General features: G+C 65.0%; 23 protein-coding genes. 13 read left to right on the forward strand and 10 right to left on the reverse strand.

Going from position 1 to position 20897, the window contains the following annotated elements; all coding sequences use genetic code 11:
- Positions 1–39: 39 nt before the first annotated feature.
- Entirely contained in the window at positions 40–801 is a 762-nt protein-coding gene (gene purC, locus ACP156_RS07735) for a phosphoribosylaminoimidazolesuccinocarboxamide synthase (RefSeq protein ID WP_425050693.1), read from the reverse strand.
- 150 nt (positions 802–951) lie between these two features.
- On the opposite strand from purC, the gene ACP156_RS07740 reads away from it, so the two are divergent.
- The 3 genes from ACP156_RS07740 to bmt all read left to right on the forward strand — a co-directional run bounded on the left by ACP156_RS07740 (position 952) and on the right by bmt (position 4520).
- Positions 952–1272 (forward strand): DUF1476 domain-containing protein, encoded by a 321-nt coding sequence (locus ACP156_RS07740; protein WP_425050695.1) that lies wholly within the window; start codon positions 952–954, stop codon positions 1270–1272.
- Positions 1273–1471: 199 nt separating this feature from the next.
- Complete coding sequence (locus ACP156_RS07745) at positions 1472–3370, forward strand: GNAT family N-acetyltransferase (RefSeq protein ID WP_425050696.1); 1899 nt, start codon at positions 1472–1474, stop codon at positions 3368–3370.
- Between the two features lie 133 nt (positions 3371–3503).
- Entirely contained in the window at positions 3504–4520 is a 1017-nt protein-coding gene (bmt, locus tag ACP156_RS07750) for a betaine--homocysteine S-methyltransferase (RefSeq protein WP_425050697.1), read from the forward strand.
- A gap of 34 nt (positions 4521–4554) precedes the next feature.
- On the opposite strand, the gene ACP156_RS07755 is transcribed toward bmt, so the two are convergent.
- Positions 4555–5622 carry a PA0069 family radical SAM protein gene (locus ACP156_RS07755; protein ID WP_425050698.1) on the reverse strand — a complete coding sequence of 356 codons (1068 nt, stop codon included), beginning with the start codon at positions 5620–5622 and terminating at the stop codon, positions 4555–4557.
- Positions 5619–5780, reverse strand: a complete 162-nt coding sequence (locus tag ACP156_RS07760) for a hypothetical protein (protein ID WP_425050699.1) — start codon at positions 5778–5780, stop codon at positions 5619–5621. Before ACP156_RS07760 ends, ACP156_RS07755 begins: the two co-directional genes overlap by 4 nt.
- Positions 5781–5794: 14 nt before the next feature.
- Here ACP156_RS07760 and ACP156_RS07765 point away from each other — a divergent pair, with 14 nt between their 5' ends.
- The 4 genes from ACP156_RS07765 to ACP156_RS07780 all read left to right on the forward strand — a co-directional run bounded on the left by ACP156_RS07765 (position 5795) and on the right by ACP156_RS07780 (position 7780).
- Positions 5795–6499 (forward strand): corrinoid protein, encoded by a 705-nt coding sequence (locus ACP156_RS07765; RefSeq protein ID WP_425050700.1) that lies wholly within the window; start codon positions 5795–5797, stop codon positions 6497–6499.
- Between the two features lie 75 nt (positions 6500–6574).
- On the forward strand, positions 6575–6790 hold the full coding sequence (locus ACP156_RS07770) for a hypothetical protein (protein WP_425050701.1): 216 nt from the start codon (positions 6575–6577) through the stop codon (positions 6788–6790).
- 1 nt (position 6791) lies between these two features.
- Positions 6792–7109 carry a YbjQ family protein gene (locus ACP156_RS07775; protein WP_425050702.1) on the forward strand — a complete coding sequence of 106 codons (318 nt, stop codon included), beginning with the start codon at positions 6792–6794 and terminating at the stop codon, positions 7107–7109.
- Entirely contained in the window at positions 7106–7780 is a 675-nt protein-coding gene (locus ACP156_RS07780; RefSeq protein WP_425050703.1) for a DUF1638 domain-containing protein, read from the forward strand. Before ACP156_RS07775 ends, ACP156_RS07780 begins: the two co-directional genes overlap by 4 nt.
- A gap of 100 nt (positions 7781–7880) precedes the next feature.
- Here ACP156_RS07780 and ACP156_RS07785 read toward each other — a convergent pair whose 3' ends face one another.
- A complete protein-coding gene (locus ACP156_RS07785) occupies positions 7881–8057 on the reverse strand; it encodes a YqaE/Pmp3 family membrane protein (RefSeq protein WP_425050704.1) in 177 nt (58 codons plus the stop codon).
- Positions 8058–8208: 151 nt separating this feature from the next.
- On the opposite strand from ACP156_RS07785, the gene ACP156_RS07790 reads away from it, so the two are divergent.
- The 3 genes from ACP156_RS07790 (at position 8209) to ACP156_RS07800 (ending at position 11275) form a co-directional block, all read left to right on the forward strand.
- Positions 8209–9423 carry an NADP-dependent isocitrate dehydrogenase gene (locus tag ACP156_RS07790; RefSeq protein WP_425050705.1) on the forward strand — a complete coding sequence of 405 codons (1215 nt, stop codon included), beginning with the start codon at positions 8209–8211 and terminating at the stop codon, positions 9421–9423.
- 81 nt (positions 9424–9504) lie between these two features.
- Positions 9505–10629, forward strand: coding sequence for a Hint domain-containing protein (locus tag ACP156_RS07795; RefSeq protein ID WP_425050706.1), 1125 nt, complete (start codon positions 9505–9507; stop codon positions 10627–10629).
- A 31-nt stretch (positions 10630–10660) separates the two neighbouring features.
- On the forward strand, positions 10661–11275 hold the full coding sequence (locus ACP156_RS07800; RefSeq protein ID WP_425050707.1) for a YitT family protein: 615 nt from the start codon (positions 10661–10663) through the stop codon (positions 11273–11275).
- On the opposite strand, the gene ACP156_RS07805 is transcribed toward ACP156_RS07800, so the two are convergent.
- The gene (locus ACP156_RS07805; RefSeq protein ID WP_425050708.1) at positions 11260–12276 is read right to left on the reverse strand and encodes an amidohydrolase family protein; all 1017 of its coding nucleotides are present in this window, start codon (positions 12274–12276) and stop codon (positions 11260–11262) included. The genes ACP156_RS07800 and ACP156_RS07805 overlap by 16 nt on opposite strands.
- 113 nt (positions 12277–12389) lie before the next feature.
- Between ACP156_RS07805 and ACP156_RS07810 the strand changes: the two genes are divergently transcribed.
- The 3 genes from ACP156_RS07810 to ACP156_RS07820 all read left to right on the forward strand — a co-directional run bounded on the left by ACP156_RS07810 (position 12390) and on the right by ACP156_RS07820 (position 15366).
- Positions 12390–12719, forward strand: coding sequence for a DMT family transporter (locus ACP156_RS07810; protein ID WP_425050832.1), 330 nt, complete (start codon positions 12390–12392; stop codon positions 12717–12719).
- A gap of 97 nt (positions 12720–12816) precedes the next feature.
- Positions 12817–14631, forward strand: a complete 1815-nt coding sequence (typA, locus tag ACP156_RS07815) for a translational GTPase TypA (protein ID WP_425050709.1) — start codon at positions 12817–12819, stop codon at positions 14629–14631.
- A 51-nt stretch (positions 14632–14682) separates the two neighbouring features.
- Positions 14683–15366: a DUF6639 family protein gene (locus tag ACP156_RS07820; protein ID WP_425050710.1), complete on the forward strand. Its 684-nt coding sequence runs from the start codon at positions 14683–14685 to the stop codon at positions 15364–15366.
- 98 nt (positions 15367–15464) lie between these two features.
- Here ACP156_RS07820 and ACP156_RS07825 read toward each other — a convergent pair whose 3' ends face one another.
- From ACP156_RS07825 to recA, 5 genes are all read right to left on the reverse strand, one after another.
- Positions 15465–15749 (reverse strand): hypothetical protein, encoded by a 285-nt coding sequence (locus ACP156_RS07825; RefSeq protein ID WP_425050711.1) that lies wholly within the window; start codon positions 15747–15749, stop codon positions 15465–15467.
- A gap of 508 nt (positions 15750–16257) precedes the next feature.
- A complete protein-coding gene (locus ACP156_RS07830; protein ID WP_275631212.1) occupies positions 16258–16542 on the reverse strand; it encodes a DUF1330 domain-containing protein in 285 nt (94 codons plus the stop codon).
- Between the two features lie 3 nt (positions 16543–16545).
- Positions 16546–19218 carry an alanine--tRNA ligase gene (gene alaS / locus ACP156_RS07835; protein WP_425050712.1) on the reverse strand — a complete coding sequence of 891 codons (2673 nt, stop codon included), beginning with the start codon at positions 19216–19218 and terminating at the stop codon, positions 16546–16548.
- A gap of 123 nt (positions 19219–19341) precedes the next feature.
- Positions 19342–19566, reverse strand: coding sequence for a DUF1127 domain-containing protein (locus tag ACP156_RS07840; protein ID WP_425050713.1), 225 nt, complete (start codon positions 19564–19566; stop codon positions 19342–19344).
- Between the two features lie 112 nt (positions 19567–19678).
- Positions 19679–20758 (reverse strand): recombinase RecA, encoded by a 1080-nt coding sequence (recA, locus tag ACP156_RS07845; protein ID WP_425050714.1) that lies wholly within the window; start codon positions 20756–20758, stop codon positions 19679–19681.
- Positions 20759–20897: the final 139 nt, after the last annotated feature.

Raw genomic sequence — 20897 nt, forward strand, 5'->3', positions numbered from 1 at the left:
TTTCTTCAGTCAGCGAACCGCATGCAAGCGGTGTCGCTTTCAATTGATCAGATGCGGCTTCGTCGCGTGGGTGACGTTCGACGGAAGCACGCCAAGCCGCCGGGCGACTTCGGTGTAGGCGTCCGCGAGGTTGCCCAGATCGCGGCGGAACACGTCCTTGTCCAGCTTCTGGCCGGTCTCCATGTCCCACAGGCGGCACGAATCCGGGCTGATTTCGTCGGCGACGATCAGGCGCTGGAAGTCGTTGTCCCAGACGCGGCCGATCTCGATCTTGAAATCCACCAGACGGATGCCGACGGCCAGCATGACGCCGGACATGAAGTCGTTCACGCGCAGCGCAAGCGCCACCATGTCGTCAAGGTCCTGCTGGGCGGCCCAGCCGAAGGCGATGATGTGCTCTTCGGTGACCAGCGGGTCCCCAAGCGCATCGTCCTTGTAATAGAACTCGATGATCGGGCGCGGCAGCGCGGTGCCTTCGGCGATGCCAAGCCGCTTCGACAGCGAGCCGGCGGCTACGTTGCGGACGACCACTTCAAGCGGAATGATCTCGACCTGACGGATCAGCTGCTCGCGCATGTTGATGCGCTTGATGAAGTGCGTCGGCACGCCGATGTTGTTGAGGCCCGTCATGAAGTATTCGGACAGGCGGTTGTTCAGAACCCCCTTGCCGTCGATGACGTCTTTCTTCTCGGCGTTGAACGCGGTGGCGTCGTCCTTGAAGTACTGCACCAGCGTGCCGGGCTCGGGGCCCTCGTACAGGATCTTCGCCTTGCCCTCGTAAAGCTTCTTGCGCCTTGCCATGGAATCTCCGATCGGATGGGGTAGGTGTCCCTTCCCTGAGCGGCCCCTATAGGCCAGAAGGCCGCACATCGCAAGACAAGCCGGGCCTTGCCTAACGCGGGTGCCGCGGGCATATGGGGAACGACCGGAACGAGAGCCCGAGAGGACCCGATGACCACCTTCGACGATCGCGAGAACGCCTTCGAGAACAAGTTCGCCCACGATGCCGAGATGCAATTCAAGGCCGAGGCGCGGCGCAACAAGCTTCTGGGCCTCTGGGCCGCCGAACTGCTGGGCAAGTCCGGCTCGGAAGCCGACGAGTACGCCAAGGAAGTGATCCGCGCCGATTTCGAGGAAGCCGGTGACGAGGACGTGTACCGCAAGGTGTCCGGCGATCTGCAAGGCAAGGCCGACGAAGCCACGATCCGCGGCAAGATGGCGGAGCTGATGACCGTCGCCAAGGCGCAGCTTATGCAGGAACTGCCGGAATAATCCGGACGTCCCCATGAACGACACGCGCCGGCGGCATCGACCGGCGGCGCGCTTCCGGATCTTGCGTCCCTGTCAAGGAACGCGCCGGACCACCTTCCCCAAACCGTCCTGTTAACCACCCGGCCCGTCTTTCACGGGTCTTAAGCCTTTGCGAAGGGCTTGTGGCGTATCGCACTCGCGGGGCTGGCCGGAGGGTTAGATGGCGCACCGCGCGGCGGCGGACACGACGACCGATACCGAGAACGAGGATGGCCTGCGCGCGCTGCTGACGCGGCAGCTTATGCCGCTGGGGCTGCTGGTGGTCGTGGGCTACGTGCTGGTACGGCAGGTGGCGGCGATGGATTTGCGGTCGGTGCTGGCGGCGGCGGGCGACATCGGTCCGGGACAGTGGCTGGTGGCGGTGCTTGCCACCATCGGCAGTTTCTGGGCCTTCGGGCGGTTCGAATGGGTCATGCACCGGCTTGGCGCCACCGGCGCGCCGGAACGCTATGCCCAGATCGCCGGGATCGGCGCGGTGGGCGCGTCTCAACTGACGGGGTTCGGCCTGCTGACCGGCACGCTGGCGCGGTGGCGGATGTTTCCGGACATGACGGTCTGGCAGGCGACGCGGCTGACGGTCGGCGTCTCGGTCGCCTTCATGCTGTGCCTCGCGGTGCTGGCCGCGGCGATGCTGACGGTGACGCCGGTCCTTCCCGGCGGCTGGCGCGCGCTTGCCGCGGCGGGGGTGCTGGCGGCGCTGGCGCTGTTCGCGATGTCGCTTTGGCGGCCCAGGCAACTGCTGCACATGCGCCGGGCCCTGCCGCCCATCCGGGCGCAGGTGCGGCTGATGATCTACACCGCCGCAGACACCGGCTTTGCCGCGCTGGCGCTGTACGCCTTGCTGCCGAAAGACGCCCTGCCCGCGCCGGACCTGTTCTATGCCGTTTTCCTGCTGGCGCTGTTCGCCGGGCTGTTCGGCACCACACCCGGCGGCGTCGGCCCGTTCGAATATATCTCGCTGACCTTCCTGCCCCACCTGCCCGCGCCCGAGTTGCTGGCCGCGATCATGGGGTTCCGGCTGGTGTATTTCGCCCTGCCCGCCTCTGTCTCGCTGCTGATCCTGCTGGCAGGCCCGGCGCTGCGGCGGCGCGAGGATATCGACAGGCCCCGGCTGGACCCGGTGATCGCCGCCCATGTGCCGCCGGTCAAAGCGCAGGCGCTGGCCTACACCGCCCGCCGGGCCGAGGCGGGGCTGATCCGGCAGGGCGCGTTCGACCTGCTGTGCAACGCGCATCACCTGCCCCTGTCGATGGTGGCGCTGACCGGGCAAAGCCTGATCATGCTGTCCGATCCGCTTCGGCCCGGACAGGACCCCGCCGTTGCGCTGCAGGCGCTGGACCGCGCGGCCGAGGATCGGTTGCGGGTGCCCTGCGTCTACAAATGCGGCGGGCGCACCGCCGCCGCCGCGCGCCGGCTGGGATGGTCGGTGGTGCCCGTATCGCACGAGGCCTGGCTGGACCCGCGCCGGTTCGACCTTGAAACATCCTCGCGCAGGCAATTGCGTCGGCAGGTCCGCAAGGCAGAGAAATCCGGGCTGACAGTGGTGTCGGACTGGGGCGCGGCACTGCCGTTGGCGGAAATGCGGGCGCTGGCCGAGACGCGGACAAAGGCGCGGGGCTTCTCGATGGGCGTGTTCTCGGCCTTCTACGTGGCGGCGCAGCGCTGTCACCTCGCCTATGACGGCGACCGGCTGGTGGCGTTCCTGACCTTCCACGAAAGCCATGACGAGCAAACGCTGGACCTTGTCGTGCATGGCGCCGACGCGCCGCAGGGCACCATGCACCTTCTGGTGACCCGCGCGATCGAGGCGGCGGCGGCCGAGGGGTGCACCCGCCTGTCGCTGGCCGCCGTTCCGCGCGACTGGCCGCTGCCCAGGCTGCTGGCGCAGACGTTCCGCAGCATCTCGGGCTCGGACGGGCTGCGGCGCTTCAAGACCAGCTTCGGCCCTTCGTGGGAGACGCTGTATGTCGCCGCCCCGACGCCCGCGAACCTGATGCTTGCGGCGGTCGATCTGGCAGACCGGATCACCCGCCCGCGCGAGGCCAAGACGCCACGCTGATGCCATAAACATGAGGTCAAACTCATCAGGATTATGACGATTATCAATTTGCGTCATGAAGCCACGAGTGGCATCAGCAGCCTCTATCGGGACGTGCGCTTTGCGCGGCCCCTTTCAGCATTGGAACAGTACCATGAGTGACGCCCTGTCCCGCATGCTTGCCGACCGCGACTGGATCCTCGCGGACGGTGCGACCGGCACCAACCTCTTCAACATGGGCCTGTCTTCCGGCGACGCGCCCGAGTTCTGGAACGTCGACGAGCCCGACAAGATCCGCGCGCTGTACAAGGGCGCGGTGGACGCGGGCAGCGATTTGTTCCTGACCAACTCGTTCGGCTCGAATGCGTCGCGGCTGAAACTGCACGACGCCGCCGACCGGGTGCGCGAGTTCTCGCGCGCTGCCGCTGAACTGGGCCGCGAGATCGCCGATTCCGCGGGCCGCCCGGTGATCGTCGCGGGCTCGATGGGCCCGACCGGAGAGATCATGGCGCCGATGGGCAGCCTGACCCACGAGATCGCGGTCGAGATGTTCCACGAACAGGCCGAGGGTCTGAAGGAAGGCGGCGCCGACGTGCTGTGGGTCGAGACGATCAGCGCCCCGGAAGAGATGAAAGCCGCCGCCGAGGCCGCGAAGCTGGCGGACATGCCCTTCGTCGCGACGATGAGCTTTGACACCGCGGGCCGCACCATGATGGGCCTGACCTCGCAGGGCTGGGCGACGCTGGCCGAGAAGCTGGTGCAGGTGCCCGAAGCCTTTGGCGCGAACTGCGGCGTGGGCGCGTCGGACCTGCTGCGCACCGTGCTGGGTCTGTCCAGCCAGGGCAGCAGCATCCCGATCGTCGCCAAGGGCAACGCCGGTATCCCGAAATACGTCGACGGTCACATCCACTATGACGGCACCCCGGACCTGATGGCGGAATACGCGATCATGGCCCGCAACTCGGGCGCCACGATCATCGGCGGCTGCTGCGGCACCATGCCCGAGCATCTGGAAAAGATGCGCGAGGCGCTGGAGACGACGCCGAAGGGCGAACGCCCCTCGCTGGAGGAAATCGCGGCAAAGCTGGGCGGGTTCTCCTCCGCCAGTGACGGGACCGAGGCGGACGCCCCTGCCCCGGACCGCAGCCGCCGGCGCCGCCGCCGCGCGTGACACGATGCGCCTCGGACCGGACACTGAAAGGCGGTCAGAACAGCTCCAGCTGGTCTCCCTTGCGCGGGGGGATGCGGAACTGCGTCGTGTCCAGCGGCGGCAGATCGGTGGCCAGTCCAAGACGGCGGACTGCAAGGCGGAACCGCTGGTCGATCAGTTCGGCATAACCGCCCTGCCCGCGCATCCTGCGGCCCCACTCGGGGTCATAGTCCTTGCCGCCATGCGCCTCTCGCACCTTGTCCATCACCCGGTTCAGCCGGTCCGGGTAGGTCTCGGCCAGCCAGTCTCGAAACATCGGGCTGACCTCGTGCGGCAGGCGCAGCATGATCCAGCTTGCGGCGACCGCCCCGGCGTCGCGCCCGGCTTCGAGGATCTTCTCAAGCTCGGGATCGGTCAGCCCCGGGATCATCGGCGATGCCATGACCCGCACCTGCACCCCCGCCGCCGCCAGCCTCTCGATCGCGCGCAGGCGACGTTCGGGCGACGGCACGCGCGGCTCCATCCGGCGGGCAAGGTCGCGGTCCAGCGTGGTGACCGAGATTCCCACCCGCACAAGGTTGTCGGCCGCCAGTTCGGACAGGATGTCTATGTCCCGCTCGATCAGCGTGCCCTTGGTCACAATCCCCACCGGATGCCGGAAATCTCGCAGCACCATGAGGATGCGGCGCATCAGCCCATAGTCCTTCTCGATGGGCTGATAAGGGTCGGTGTTGGTGCCGATGGCGATGGTGCGCGGGCGATAGCGTTTCGCGGCCAGTTCCGCCGCCAGCACCTCTGGCGCGTCGGGCCGGGCGATCAGCCGGGTTTCGAAATCCAGACCCGGCGACAGCCCGAGATAGGCATGCGTCGGGCGGGCGAAGCAGTAAATGCACCCATGCTCGCAGCCCCGGTAGGGATTGATCGACCGGTCGAAGGAAATATCGGGCGACGTGTTGCGCGTGATGACCTTGCGCGGCCGCTCTTCCGAGACCTCGGTGCGCAGCGGCGGCAGGTCCTCCTCCCGGTTCCAGCCGTCGTCGACGGCCACGGATGCCAGCCGGTCGAACCGGTTGGCGGGGTTGCCAAGCGCCGCGCGCCCTTTGCGCCGGTCTGCGGAAATCATGTGCGAGTCCATGGCGCGAAAATAGAACGTAAAGAGAACATCCGCCAGTGCAGATTGACGCCCGCGTCGGTCGCGGCACCCTTGATGTCGCAATCTGCCGAGTGCAGCGCGGCGAAATCGCACAAAAAAATATCAAACCCCCGGCGCGGATGCGCCATTTCGGAGAGCGTTCATGGCTGACGACGAAGAAGACATCATCCTCAGCGAACTCGACGACGAGGAACTGGTGCAGCAGATGCACGACGACCTGTACGACGGGCTCAAGGAAGAGATCGAAGAAGGCGTGAACATCCTGCTGGAACGCGGGTGGACCCCCTACAAGATCCTGACCGAGGCGCTGGTGGGCGGCATGACCATCGTTGGCGTCGACTTCCGCGATGGCATCCTGTTCGTCCCCGAGGTGCTGCTGGCCGCCAACGCGATGAAGGGCGGCATGGCGATCCTGAAGCCCCTGCTGGCCGAGACCGGCGCGCCGACCATCGGCCGAATGGTGATCGGCACCGTCAAGGGCGACATCCACGACATCGGCCAGAACCTTGTGACGATGATGATGGAAGGCGCCGGGTTCGAGGTGAAGAACATCGGCATCAACAACCCGGTGGAAAGCTACATCGAAGCCTGCGCCGAGTTCGACGCCGATATCCTTGGCATGTCGGCCCTGCTGACCACCACGATGCCCTACATGAAGGTCGTGATCGACGCGCTGGTGGAACAGGGTCTGCGGGACAATTACATCGTGCTGGTGGGCGGCGCTCCTTTGAACGAGGAGTTCGGCAAGGCCATCGGCGCCGACGCCTATTGCCGCGACGCGGCCGTGGCGGTCGAGACCGCGAAAGCGATGATGGCGCGCAAGCACAACCAGATGGCGGCGGGCTGAATATGACAGCCGGGCGCAGGCAATGCTTGCGCCCTTTCGCCCCCGGCCCCACATTTACCCTCAGGAGGTAACGGGATGCCGCTGGACAAATTCGTTCTACTACTGGTGATCGTCGTCGCTGCGGCGGGGATCACTGTCTGGGTCGCCAGCCTTGTGCTGACGGCCTTCGCCGTGCCGGGTGCATGGCTTGCCTTCATCCCTGCCGCGCTGGTGGGTTACGTGGTCTGGCGCGTGATCGCCGACCGGATCGGGAACGCCGAGGACGACCACTATGACCATATCGAAAAGTGACATGCTGGTCGTGACTACCGACACGGTGGCGGGACAGGAGATCGCCGAGGTTCTGGGCCTTGTGCGCGGCTCGACCGTCCGGGCAAAGCATCTGGGCACCGACATCGTTGCCGGCCTGCGCAACCTCGTGGGCGGGGAAGTGCGTGAATACGCGTCGCTTCTGGCGGGCTCGCGCGAACAGGCGATCGACCGGATGATCGAAGAGGCGCACCAGCTTGGCGCCGACGCCGTGGTCGCGGCGCGTATTCAGACCTCGATGATCCAGCAGGGCGCGTCCGAGGTGCTGGCCTATGGCACGGCGGTCCGTTTGAAGCGATGACCGCGCCAGCGCCGGACGACGCGACGCTGACGACGTCCGGCATGGCTGCCGGGGGTGGCGCGACCACCCTGCTGATTGCCTGCGGCGCTTTGGCCCGCGAGATCCTCGCGCTGATCGAAGCGAACGGCTGGACCCATCTCGACCTGATGTGCCTGCCCGCGATCCTGCACAACCGCCCCGACCGCATCCCCGACGCGGTGGAAGCCGCCGTGAAGAAGCACCGGCCCCGGTATGATGCGATCCACGTGGTCTATGCGGATTGCGGCACCGGCGGTTTGCTGGCCCGCAAATGCGCGGAACTGGATGTCGGGATGCTGGAGGGTCCGCATTGCTATGCGTTCTTCGAGGGCAATGAGACCTTCCTTGCCCGGGCCGAGGACGAATTCACCGCCTTCTACCTGACCGACTTCCTTGTCCGCCAGTTCGACGCCTTCGTTTGGAAGCCGCTTGGCCTTGACCGCCATCCCGAGCTGCTGCCCACCTACTTCGGTCATTACGAAAAGCTGGTCTATCAGGCGCAGACGGACGACCCGGCGCTGGACGCCCGTGCGCGTGACTGCGCCGCCCGCATGGGGCTGGCCTACGAACGTCGGTTCACCGGCTACGGCGATCTGGCGACGGCGCTGACCGGCTGGGCAGGTGAAAGCGTGGCGGATACCCGCAATCTCTGAACGGGTGAAACGGAAAGGCCCGCCCGGCTGTCGTGCCGAGCGGGCCTTTTTGTCTACACCGTCTGCCAGGACTGGCCGGTTGGCAGGCCCCGTGCAGAATTTACGCCATCCGGTGATCCGGCGTGCGGGCGATGATCCACACCGCATGAACAATGCCCGGGATGTAGCCGAGGATCGTCAGCAGGATGTTCAGCCAGAAATGCTTGCCAAGCCCGACCTGCAGGAACACGCCGAGGGGCGGCAGAAGGATTGCGCAGATGATACGAATAAGGTCCATTGTCATGCCTCCTAGTTGCCCCCTCAACGTGGCGTCCTGCGATTTGGTTCCCTCGCGTCCGAAATGGTATGCGATTGCATACCATCTTCCCCCGCAATGCCTTTTCCGCTAAGAGCGCGATAGCCCCGTGATTCCAGCCATCGGAGACCCCATGACCAAGATCAAGGTGGACAACCCTGTCGTCGACATCGACGGCGACGAGATGACCCGCATCATCTGGGACTTCATCAAGCAGAAGCTGATCCTGCCCTATCTGGACATCGACCTGCTGTATTACGACCTGTCGATTCAGGTCCGCGACGAGACCGACGACCAGATCACCATCGACGCCGCCGAGAAGATCAAAGAGGTCGGCGTCGGCGTGAAATGCGCCACCATCACCCCGGACGAAGCCCGGGTCGAGGAATTCGGCCTGAAGAAGATGTGGCGCAGCCCCAACGGGACGATCCGCAACATCCTTGGCGGCGTGGTGTTCCGTCAGCCGATCATCTGCCGCAACGTGCCGCGCCTTGTGCCGGGCTGGACCAAGCCCGTCGTCGTTGGCCGCCACGCGTTTGGCGACCAGTACAAGGCCACCGACTTCCGGTTCCCCGGCAAGGGCAAGATCACCCTCAAGTTCGAGGGAGAGGACGGCACGGTGATCGAGAAAGAGGTCTACGACGCCCCCTCGTCCGGTGTGACGATGGCGATGTACAACCTTGACGAGTCGATCATGGATTTCGCCCGCGCCTCGTTCAACTACGGCCTGAACCTTGGCTGGCCGGTGTACCTGTCGACCAAGAACACGATCATCAAGGCCTATGACGGCCGGTTCAAGGACCTGTTCCAGCAGGTCTTCGAGGAAGAGTTCGAGGCCCAGTTCAAGGAAAAGGGCCTGTGGTACGAGCACCGGCTGATCGACGACATGGTGGCGTCCTCGCTGAAATGGTCGGGCGGCTATGTCTGGGCCTGCAAGAACTACGATGGCGACGTGCAGTCCGACACCGTGGCGCAGGGCTATGGCTCGCTGGGCCTGATGACCTCGCAGCTGATGACGCCCGACGGCAAGATCGTCGAGGCCGAGGCGGCGCATGGCACCGTGACCCGCCACTATCGCCAGCACCAGGAAGGCAAGCAGACCTCGACCAACTCGATCGCGTCGATCTACGCGTGGACCGGCGGTCTGAAGCACCGCGCCAAGCTGGACGAGAACATCGCGCTGATGTCCTTCGCCACCACGCTGGAGAAGGTCGTCGTGCAGACGGTCGAGGACGGGTTCATGACCAAGGACCTCGCCCTGCTGGTCGGCCCGGATCAGGGCTGGCTGACGACGATGGGTTTCCTTGAGAAGATCGACGAGAACCTGAACAAGGCGCTGGTCGGATAGGCCACGCCCTGCCCGCGCGGCTGTCCGCGCGGGCGACGCGACCGAGGTCCGGGGGACAATTACGGTTCCTTAACCGAACTCGTGCAGTGTCCACGCAAAAGCTGCGTGGTCTCGATGCCGATTGTCGCGATATACGAATGGGACCGGGTCAACCTGCCGGGGCACCTGACACAGTCCAACATCCTGTACGACATGGATGCCAACCACCCCAATGCGCAGTATTACGATCCGGAGCAGCCCACGTGGACGGGACATACCTATACCTACCAGGGCGGGGCGCCGGCGCAGCTTCATATCACCGATGACGATCCGTATTTCGAAGACGGCTATACGGAAACCGGCGCGCCGCAGGTCCTGAACCAGGATGTCGTGCTGAACGGCAAGACCTACAGCGCAGGCGACGTGGTTCAGGCGGAATTCTCGTTGGTGGATGCCGCCGGGGTCGAGGTCTGGGTCATCCGCATCGGCGGCGAGAACGTGGGGTTCTCGGTTCCGTCATGGGTGACCAGTTTCCCGCCGGGTTCGACCTTTCACCCGGTCGAGTCGCGCGATGGCGACCCCGCCGGCAGCAGCGACAACACCTCGAGCTCCGAGCTGTATGCCAACGTCGCCTGCTTCACCGTCGACTGCCCCGTCGCGACACCGTTCGGCGCGGTGCCGGCTGGAAAGCTGCGCACCGGGGACCGGGTGTCGACGCTGGACCACGGGCCCCAGCCGATCCTGTGGGCCGGTCGCAGCCGCGCCGACTTTCGCGGGCGCGAGGATGGGCGCAGGCCGATCCGGTTCGAGCCCGGCGCCCTTGGCCCCGGCACGCCGTCGGTGCCGGTGGACCTGTCGCCACAGCATCGCGTGGTGATGCCGGACACGGCGGGCGGGATGACCTTCGCCCCCGCCTGCGGTCTGCTGCCGCTGCGCGGGGTTCGCGTGCGCCACGGCTGCGCCGCGACGGTCTACGTGCATATTCTGATGCCACGGCACGAAATCCTGGACTGCGCCGGGATGCGCGCCGAAAGCCTGTACCCCGGCCCAATGGCGCTGGCCGCGCTGTCGCCCTCGGCCCGCGCGGGTCTTCGGCGGGCGTTGCAGGTCTATGGCCAGACGCCGGAAACCTACGGCGACCTCGCCTGCCCATCCTTGTCGCGGCGCGAGGCTGCGGATTGGGCGCGGAAGCAGCGGCAGGTGGCGGACTGCCGCGAAGATCATTGACGGGTCAGCTTGTCTGCCCTAATTGCCGCATATGCGAAAGGATCTGCCGAACTCTGTCGAACACACGCCGCTGGACGATGTCCAGGGGCTTGGTATCGGTATCTTCCTGTGCGGGATCGGCGTTCACATCCTGACGAGCGCCGGCCTGATCACCGGCCAAACGGCCGGGATCGCGGTGATCATCTCGTACCTGTCGGGCTGGTCCTTCGGTGTGGTGTTCTTCATCGTGAACCTGCCTTTCTACCTGCTCGCCTATCGCCGGCTGGGGGCCGAGTTCACCTTCAAGTCGCTTTTGTCGGTCACCCTGCTGTCGGTCATCACCTCGGTCCTGCCGATGGGCTGGACGGTCGGAGATATGGCGCCGGGCGTTGCCGCCGTGGTGTTCGGCACCACCGTCGGCATCGGCCTGCTGGCGATGTTCCGGCACAACGGGTCACTGGGCGGGCTGGGTGTCGTGGCGCTGCTGGTGCAGGACACGACCGGCTTCAAGGCGGGCTATGTCCAGCTGATCGCCGATGCGGTGATCTTCGCAATCGGCTTTCTCCTGTTCCCGCCCACGGTGATCCTGTGGTCGCTGCTGGGCGCGGTGGTGCTGAACCTGACGATCGCCTTCAACCACCGCCGCGACCGCTACATCGCCACCTGATCCGCGTGGACTTCCTGCCAGCGCCGGATCGCCGCTGCCGCCAGCCGCGCAAGGTTGTTGCCCATGTAGCCCGCGACCACCTCTTCGCCGAACATCCCCGGCTTCAGGCGCGGGTCCGGGTTGCCCTGCCCCTGGGCCAGGGCCCCGAACATCGCGCGGTAGCCGCCGAAGTTCCACGTCATCCGGCCATAGGGCGCGTCCGACGCACAGGCGATCCGGGCCGCCGCCTCGGGCCCAGCGGCGGTATAGGCGATCAGGTCGCTTTCGATATGCGTGTCGCGCTTGGCCGACAGGACGTAAAAGATGTTCGGCACCTCCAGCCCGTAGGCCCGTGCCTTGGCGTAGGTCTCGTCCGAGTCCGGATAGGAAGCGCCGCCGCCGCCCATGTGGACCCCTATCACCGGCACGTCCGGGAAAGCCCCGGCCACCGCGCGCAGGTCCTCGGCCGGGGTATAGGGTGTGTCCGCGCCAAAATGAAACGCGGGCACCGCCCCGCGCTCGACGATCCGCGCGACGGTGGTCATCACCGGCTCTGAAGCCATGCGATAAGCGTTCTGGGCCGGGTTCATCTTGACGATGGCCATGCCCAATTCGCCGGTCAGCTGGTCGACCAGCCGCAGAGCACCCTCCAGCCCCAGCGCCTTGGGGTCGGTCCATCCCGCCGGGATGAAGCGCCCGGGAAACCGCTGCGCCGCGTCGGCGATATAGCGATTGGCGGCCAGCAATGCCTGGTAGTTCGCCGCAGGGTCATCGCCGTATTCGGTCGCCGCCGGGTTCTGCCAGACCAGCGCCATGTCGACCCCCGCCGCGTCCATCTCGGCCACCGCGTCCTCGGCCGAGATCGTGCGGCCATGGTAATAGTCGTCGCTCGCCGCGCGCCTTTTCCGCTGCCAGTCGGGCAGCCGGTCGGGGTCGGTGATATGCACGTCGCCGTCGATCACCAGATCGCCCGCGCCTTCCAGCCGCGCCAGCAGCGCGCCCATGTCCTTGGCCGTTGTCATGGGAAGCTCCTCCCTGTCCCTGCGGCAAGCCTACACGCATCGCGTCATTGGCGAAACGTGCTTCCCCCGCCCCCGTCGCCGGGCTAGGGGTCAGGGGAAGGAGCCTCCCCATGATGACCTATGTCTACCTCGTGCTCGCCATCCTCAGCGAGACCATCGGGACCACCGCGCTGCAGGCCAGCCAGCAGTTCACCCGGCCGATCCCGACGGTGGTGGTCTTCGTGGCCTATGGCGTCAGCTTCTACCTGCTGGCGATGGTGCTGAAGACGGTGCCCGTGGGCGTGGCCTATGCTCTGTGGTCGGGGCTGGGGATCGTGTTTATCGCGCTGATCGGCTTTCTTGCCTTCAACCAGCGGCTGGACCTGCCCGCGATCCTTGGCATCGCGCTTATCCTGACCGGCATTCTGGTCATCCATCTGTTCTCTAAAACGGCACCGCACTGACGTTACGACGGCTTTGCGCCCAGAACATGCCGCTAGGGCTGGCCTTTCCGCCCGTCCCACGGTATCCGCGCGCCAACTCCCCTTACGGACACGACCCATGGACCTGCGTAACATCGCGATCATCGCTCACGTCGACCACGGCAAGACCACCCTTGTCGACGAACTTCTGAAACAATCCGGCGCCTTCCGCGAGAACCAGGCGGTCGCCGAACGGGCGATGGATTCCAACGACCTCGAGCGCGAGCGCGGCATCACCATCTTCGCCAAGCCGACCTCGGTGGAATGGAAGAACACCCGCATCAACATCGTGGACACCCCCGGCCACGCCGATTTCGGCGGCGAGGTCGAGCGGATCCTGTCGATGGTCGACGGCGTGGTGCTGCTGGTGGACGCCGCCGAAGGCCCGATGCCGCAGACCAAGTTCGTGACCTCGAAGGCGCTGGCGCTTGGCCTGCGTCCCATCGTGGTGCTGAACAAGGTCGACAAGCCCGACGCCGAGCCCGACCGCGCGCTTGACGAATGCTTCGACCTGTTCGCGAACCTCGACGCGAACGAGGATCAGCTGGACTTCCCGCATATGTACGCCTCGGGCCGCAATGGCTGGGCCGATGCAGAGCTGGATGGCCCGCGCAAGGACCTGTCGGCGCTGTTCAACCTGATCGTCAACCACGTGCCCGCGCCGAAGCAGGTCAAGCATCAGGACGACGACTTCCGCATGCTGGCCACCACGCTGGGCTCTGACCCGTTCGTCGGCCGCCTGCTGACCGGCCGGATCGAGACCGGCCGCGTCAAGGTCGGCCAGACGGTGCAGGCTCTGTCCCGCATCGGCCAGAAGATCGAACAGTTCCGCGTCACCCGCGTGCAGGCCTTCCGTGGCCTTGCGCAGGCCGACATCGAAGAGGGTCTGGCGGGCGACATCGTCAGCCTTGCCGGGATGACCAAGGCGACCGTGGCCGACACGATCTGTGCGCTGGCCGTGGACGAGCCGCTGGACGCCCAGCCGATCGACCCGCCGACCATCACCGTGACCTTCGGCATCAACGACTCGCCGCTGGCGGGCCGGGACGGCAAGAAGGTGCAGTCGCGCGTCATCCGCGAGCGTCTGCTGAAGGAAGCCGAGGGCAACGTCGCGATCAAGATCAAGGACACCCCCGGCGGCGACGCCTTCGAGGTGTCGGGCCGTGGCGAACTTCAGATGGGCGTTCTGATCGAGAACATGCGCCGCGAAGGGTTCGAGCTGTCGATCTCGCGCCCGCAGGTGATCATGCGTGACGGCGAGAACGGCCTTGAAGAGCCGATCGAAGAGGCCACCATCGACGTCGACGACGAATACTCGGGTGCGGTGATCGAAAAGCTGACCGGCGCGCGCAAGGGCGATCTGGTCGAAATGCGGCCCGCCGGCGCCGGCAAGACCCGGATCATCGCCCATGTGCCCTCGCGCGGCTTGATCGGCTATCACGGCGAGTTCCTGACCGACACGCGCGGCACCGGCGTGCTGAACCGTGTGTTCCACGGCTGGGCGCCCCACAAGGGCACCATCCCCGGTCGTCGCGCAGGCGTGCTGATCTCGATGGAGAACGGCGAAACCGTGGCCTATGCCCTGTGGAACCTGGAAGATCGCGGCAAGATGTTCCTTGGCGCGCAGGCTCCGGTCTACACCGGCATGATCATCGGCGAGCATTCGCGCGAGAACGACTTGGAAGTGAACCCGCTGAAGGGCAAGAAGCTGACCAACGTCCGCGCCTCGGGCACCGACGAAGCGGTGCGCCTGACGACGCCGGTCACGCTGTCGCTGGAAGAGGCCATCGCCTATATCAACGACGACGAACTGGTCGAGGTGACGCCGAACGCGATCCGTCTGCGCAAGCGCTATCTCGACCCGCACGAGCGCAAGCGCCAGGCCCGCGCTTAACGATCCTAAACACAATTGCCCGGCATGGGGCGGGTTTGCTAACCTTGCCCCATGCCGAGCCATCGTCCGATATGGTCGCTGACGGCCCTTCCGGGCCTGCTCGCCGCGCTATCCGGCGACGCCCTTGCGCTTGATTGCTTCGCCGACGGGCGCGTGTCCATTACCGGGGGCGAGCCCGCGTTGGAACAGCACGTCTGCGATGTCGTCGGGGCCGCCTTGCCCGAACTCGCCTCGTGCAATCTTCCGCTGACCGCCCCGTTATCCATCGAAGTGATAGACGACCTGCCGGGCGACTGTGTGGGCATGTACCACTGTGGCGAAGACCGGATCGAGATCCTGTCGCTCGACGACACCGCCGCCGTCCGCTCTGCCGACAGTCCGCTGCGCGATCTGGATGACGCGGCTTTTCATGACAGTGTCATCGTCCACGAGCTTGCCCACGCTCTGCACGATCAGGTCCCCTGCCCGCTGGAAAGCTGCATCGTATCCGCCGAGTACGTGGCCTATACGATGCAGGTCCGCAGCCTGACGCCCGACGCCATTGCCGCCTTCGAAGAACGAGGCGGCATCGAGGGCCGCGTGTCCCGCGACGATCTGACCTTGATGATGCTGTTCATGGCGCCGCACCGTTTCTCGGCGACCGCTTGGGCGCATTTCACGCAACGGCCCGACGGATGCGCCTATATCGGCCAGATCATGTCGGGCGCCATCCTTCTGGACAGCGAACGTCCCTGAGACGGAACGAAATATGCGCGGGCCCGAAGGCCCGCGCATTGTTCTAGGATCAATTCAATAAGGTTACCGGCGGGGATGACGCCAGCGTACCGGACAGATCAGTCGCAGACCGGGCAGCCGCAGCTGACTTCGCGCATCACCCAGTAGCCTGACGAAGCAAGCGTGCGGATCTCACGATAGACAGGCGCATAGTGGACCAGCTCGATGCGACCATTCTTGTGCTCGAACTGCTCCTTGGCAGGCTTCACCAGCTCTTTGTGCACGGAATAGGTGGCGGGCACCCAAACCTTGTCAAAGCAGCCGACAGTCTTGCCTTCCCAAGCCATCGCGGATCCCGAGGAGATGACGACAGCGGCAACCGCGGCGGTCAGGATCGATTTCATTTTGCAAACCTCCATTACCCAAAAAAGTAACGAAAATTTACCACGCTCGTTTTTCGCTAACCTAGGGGCAGCCGTTGCGCCAAAGACAATTGAAAGCGAAAATTGTACATATACTACCTTTTAGGGCTGTTATGTGTCGAAATGGCACCACATCGCCAGTAAGTGCCGTTGGGGCATTTTTTGCAATTGGCACCGCGCTTGAAACAAAGCCCGGAACATCCTGATGTTGTTCGATTTATGCAAACAAAAATCGAGTTGTCCTATGGATGACTGGAATCACTGATTGGAAATCAGGCGCTTCGGTTCTGGGGAAAACTTGCGAATCTGTTGACGAAAAAGATCAATCCAAAGGGAATCCCGGTGATTTGCACCGGAACCGCACCAGTCCATGACACATGGCAAGCAATTTTAGCGAAAACGCAGCGATTTCCGAGGGCTGGCGGCAGCAATACGATTCGCGCCGCGAGCCATCGCAAAAGTCAATCGGCCAGAGGTTGAAGGTCCGGGACTACACTTCCTCGACAACCACGAGGTCGCGTTCGCTTGCGCCTTTGGCGAAGCTCAGCGCCTCTTGGTAGCGGGGCGAGTTGTAGCATTCCACCGCCGCTTCGAGGCTTGGGAAGCGGGCCACGACGTTGCGCGGGCGGTCACGGCCTTCCAGCACGTGATAGCGCCCGCCACGGGCCAGGAATACGCCGCCATGGGCCGCGATGGCCTCGGTGGCGATGGCGGCGTACTTGCCATAGGCCTCTTCGTCAGAGACCGTCACATGCGCGATCCAAAGTGCACCCATCTCTCAAGCTCCCATGACTTCTGCGGCGGCGGCGATGGCCGCGTCCGCGTTCGTTACATCCTTGCCGCCGCCCTGTGCCATGTCGGGACGGCCACCGCCGCCCTTGCCACCCAGTTCAGCCACGGCGGCCTTGACCAGATCCACGGCGCTGACGTCGGACACCAGGTCTTCGGTCACGCCCGCGGCCACGGCAGCCTTGCCACCGGCATCGGCGATCAGCAGGATCGCACCAGAGCCAAGCCGTTGTTTATGCTCGTCGATCAGCGCCGGAAGATCCTTGCCGCTGACGCCCTGAAGCACCTGCGCAAGGAACTTGCGGCCATTGATCTCTTGCGCCTCGGGGCCCGCGCCCTGCCCGGCCCCGCCGGACATCGCAAGCTCGCGGCGCAGCTGCGCCAGCTCGTTGGTCAGCGACTTGCGCTCGTCCAGAAGCGACTTCACGCGCGCCACGGCATCCTCGCCGGTGGTCTTAACCAGATCCTCGATCTCGGACAGCCGCATGTCGCGGCCGCGCAGTTCGGCCATCGCCGCCTGCCCGGTCAGCGCCTCAATCCGGCGCACGCCCGAAGACGACGCGGTCTCGGCGGTCAGCACGAAGGCCCCGATGTCGCCGGTGCGGGCGACGTGGGTGCCGCCGCACAGTTCGATCGAGTAGGTTTCCTTGTCCATCCCCTTGCCGGTGGGCGCACGGCCCATCGACACGACGCGGACTTCGTCGCCGTATTTCTCGCCGAACAGCGCCTGCGCGCCGATGGCGCGGGCGTCGTCGGGGGTCATGATGCGCGTCTCGACCGCCGTATTCTGGCGGATATAGGCGTTCACGTCGCGCTCGACCTGCGCCACCTCGTCAGCAGACAGCGCCTTGGAGTGGCTGAAGTCGAACCGCAGACGGTCCGGCGCGTTCAGCGAGCCACGCTGGGCCACGTGATCGCCCAGCACTTCGCGCAGGGACTCGTGCAGCAGGTGCGTGGCCGAGTGGTTGGCGCGGATCATGCCGCGGCGGGAATGGTCGACTTTCAGCGCCACCGGTTCGCCAGTCTTCAGCGCGCCCTTCTTCGCGGTGACGAAATGGCCGAAAATCCGTCCGCCGCCAAAGCGTTGGGTGTCGGTCACCTCGGCCTCGACGGACCCGTCGGTCAACGAGCGGATGACGCCGGTGTCGCCGACCTGCCCGCCGGATTCACCGTAAAACGGCGTCTGGTTCACCACGACCCAGCCGCTTTCCCCTTCGGGCAGGCTGTCGGTCAGCTTGCCATCATTGATGATCGCGGTGACCTGCCCCTCGGCGGTCTCGGTGTCATAGCCCAGAAACTCGGTGCCGCCCTTTTCGTCGGCCAGCTCATACCACAGCGCAAGGTCCTTGGACTCGCCAGAGCCGGACCATGCGGCGCGGGCCTTGGCCTTCTGCTCGGCCATCGCGGCGTCGAAGCCGGCGACATCCACGGTGCGGCCCTTTTCCCGCAGGGCATCCTGCGTCAGGTCCAGCGGGAAGCCATAGGTGTCATACAGGCGGAACGCGGCCTCGCCCGGAAGCTCGGCGCCGTCGGCGATCTGGTCAAGTTCCTCGTCCAGCAGCTTCAGGCCACGGTCGAGCGTGGTCTTGAACCGGGTCTCTTCCAGCAGCAGCGTTTCCTCGATCAGCGCCTGCGCGCGGCCAAGTTCGCCATAGGCCTGCCCCATCTGCTGCACCAGCGCCGGCACCAGCTTGTGCATCACCGGATCCTGCGTGCCCAGCAGGTGCGCGTGGCGCATGGCGCGGCGCATGATGCGGCGCAGGACATAGCCGCGCCCCTCGTTCGACGGCATCACGCCATCGGCGATCAGGAACGAGGTCGAACGCAGGTGGTCCGCGATCACCCGGTGGTGGACGTTGCCGTCACCGTCCGGATCGGTGCTGGATGCGTGGGCAGACGCCTCGATCAGCGCGCGCATGGTGTCGGTGTCGTAGTTGTCGTGCTTGCCCTGCAGCAGCGCGCCGATGCGTTCCAGCCCCATGCCGGTGTCGATCGACTGCATGTCCAGCGCGCGCATCGAGCCGTCCTCGAACTGCTCGTTCTGCATGAACACGACGTTCCAGATCTCGATGAACCGGTCGCCATCCTCATCGGCAGAACCCGGAGGGCCGCCCCAGATGTGGTCGCCGTGGTCGTAGAAGATCTCGGTGCAGGGACCGCAGGGGCCGGTCGGGCCCATCTGCCAGAAGTTGTCGGAGGTCGCGATGCGGATGATCCGGTCTTCCGGCACGCCGACCTTCTTCCAGATCTCGAAAGCCTCGTCGTCGGTGTGATAGACCGTGGTCAGCAGACGCGACTTGTCGATGCCGAAGTCCTTGGTCAGCAGTTCCCACGCGAAGGGGATCGCCTCGGTCTTGAAGTAGTCGCCGAAGCTGAAGTTCCCCAGCATTTCGAAAAACGTATGGTGCCGCGCGGTGTAACCAACGTTGTCCAGATCGTTGTGCTTGCCACCTGCCCGCACACATTTCTGCGCCGTGGTCGCCCGCACGTAATCCCGCTTTTCGACCCCGGTGAACAGGTTCTTGAACTGGACCATGCCCGAGTTCACGAACATCAGCGTGGGGTCGTTGCGCGGAACGAGCGGCGAGGACGAAACGACCTCGTGCCCCTGCCGGCGGAAATAGTCGAGGAAAGTCGATCGGATATCGTTCAGGCTGGCCATGTCGTGCGTACGGTCCGGGTGAGTGGAAACGGTCTGCTCCGTTTAGCCTTGCACCTGGAAACTGTCCACCGGCCATTGCCCTTCGCGGCGCCCGCCGGGGGCGCGCGATACCGGCGCGGCGGATCAGGCGGCGCGGCGGCGGGCCGTGTGGTTGCCGGGAAACGGGATGATGACCGCCGTCTGCCGCATCGGGCGCGGCGCGAAGGCACCGCGTCCGTGAACGCAATCGCGGATCTGCGCGCGGCCGATGCCGAGGTCCTGAAGCCCCTCGCGGGTCATCCCCTGAAGTTCGCGGATGGCGCGGCGTTTCTCAATTGCGTCGCGTGCCCAATCCAGAAGTGCTTGCATGTGCTATCCCTCTTAAAATGCCTTCCTTCGGGATATCGTATGTATATACAAAAGCAGAGGGCCGCAAGCGCGGCCCCCATACATCATCGACATTTCCGCCATGCGGTGCGCGTCAGTCTTCCATCAGCGCGTCGTCGTCTTCCTGATCGCCGCCGCTCATGTCGAAGTCCAGACCGTGCGCCGCGCGGATCTTGTCTTCGATCTCGAAGGCCATGTCCTTGTTTTCACGCAGGAAGGTCTTGGCGTTCTCGCGGCCCTGACCGATACGTTCGTCCCCGTACGAGAACCACGCGCCCGACTTCTCGACCACGCCTGCCTTGACGCCAAGGTCCAGAAGCTCGCCGGTCTTCGAGATGCCCTCGCCGTACATGATGTCGAACTCGACCTGCTTGAACGGCGGCGCAACCTTGTTCTTGACGATCTTCACGCGGGTCTGGTTGCCCACAACCTCGTCGCGGTCCTTGATCGCGCCGATGCGGCGGATGTCCAGACGGACCGACGAGTAGAACTTTAGCGCGTTGCCGCCGGTCGTGGTTTCGGGCGAGCCGAACATGACGCCGATCTTCATGCGGATCTGGTTGATGAAGATCACGGTGCATTTCGAGCGGCTGATCGAACCGGTGAGCTTGCGCATCGCCTGGCTCATCAGACGGGCGTGAACACCCACGGACGAGTCGCCCATGTCGCCTTCAAGCTCGGACTTCGGCGTCAGCGCGGCGACCGAGTCGACCACCACCATGTTCACCGCGCCCGAACGCACCAGCGTATCGGTGATTTCCAGCGCCTGTTCCCCGGTGTCGGGCTGCGAGATCAGCAGCTCGTCAAGGTTCACGCCAAGCTTCTTGGCGTATTGCGGGTCAAGCGCGTGTTCGGCGTCGACGAAGGCACAGACGCCGCCCTTCTTCTGCTCTTCCGCGATGCAGTGCAGGGTCAGGGTCGTCTTGCCCGAGCTTTCCGGGCCGTAGATCTCGACGATCCGGCCTTTCGGGATGCCGCCGATCCCCAGCGCGATATCCAGACCCAGCGACCCGGTCGAGGTCGCTTCGATATCGCCCAGCGGGTTGTCCGCGCCGAGCTTCATGATCGAGCCCTTGCCGAACTGCCGCTCGATCTGTGCCAGCGCCGAGTCGAGCGCCTTTTTCTTGTCGCTGTCGCTCTTGTCCATCATCTTCAGAAGTTCTGCCGTAGCCATGGTCGTTCGCACCCTTATTTCACAGCGCCTGCCCTGCGGCAATGACTGCCGATGTTCGCCTCTTGTTCCCGATATGGTATGGGAACAAAAAGAGCACATTTCAAGCAAAATCTTGTGGAACCGATGATGCGCGCAGATT

Origin of the sequence: Psychromarinibacter sp. S121, assembly GCF_049801035.1 — a bacterium.
Taxonomy (GTDB): domain Bacteria; phylum Pseudomonadota; class Alphaproteobacteria; order Rhodobacterales; family Rhodobacteraceae; genus Psychromarinibacter.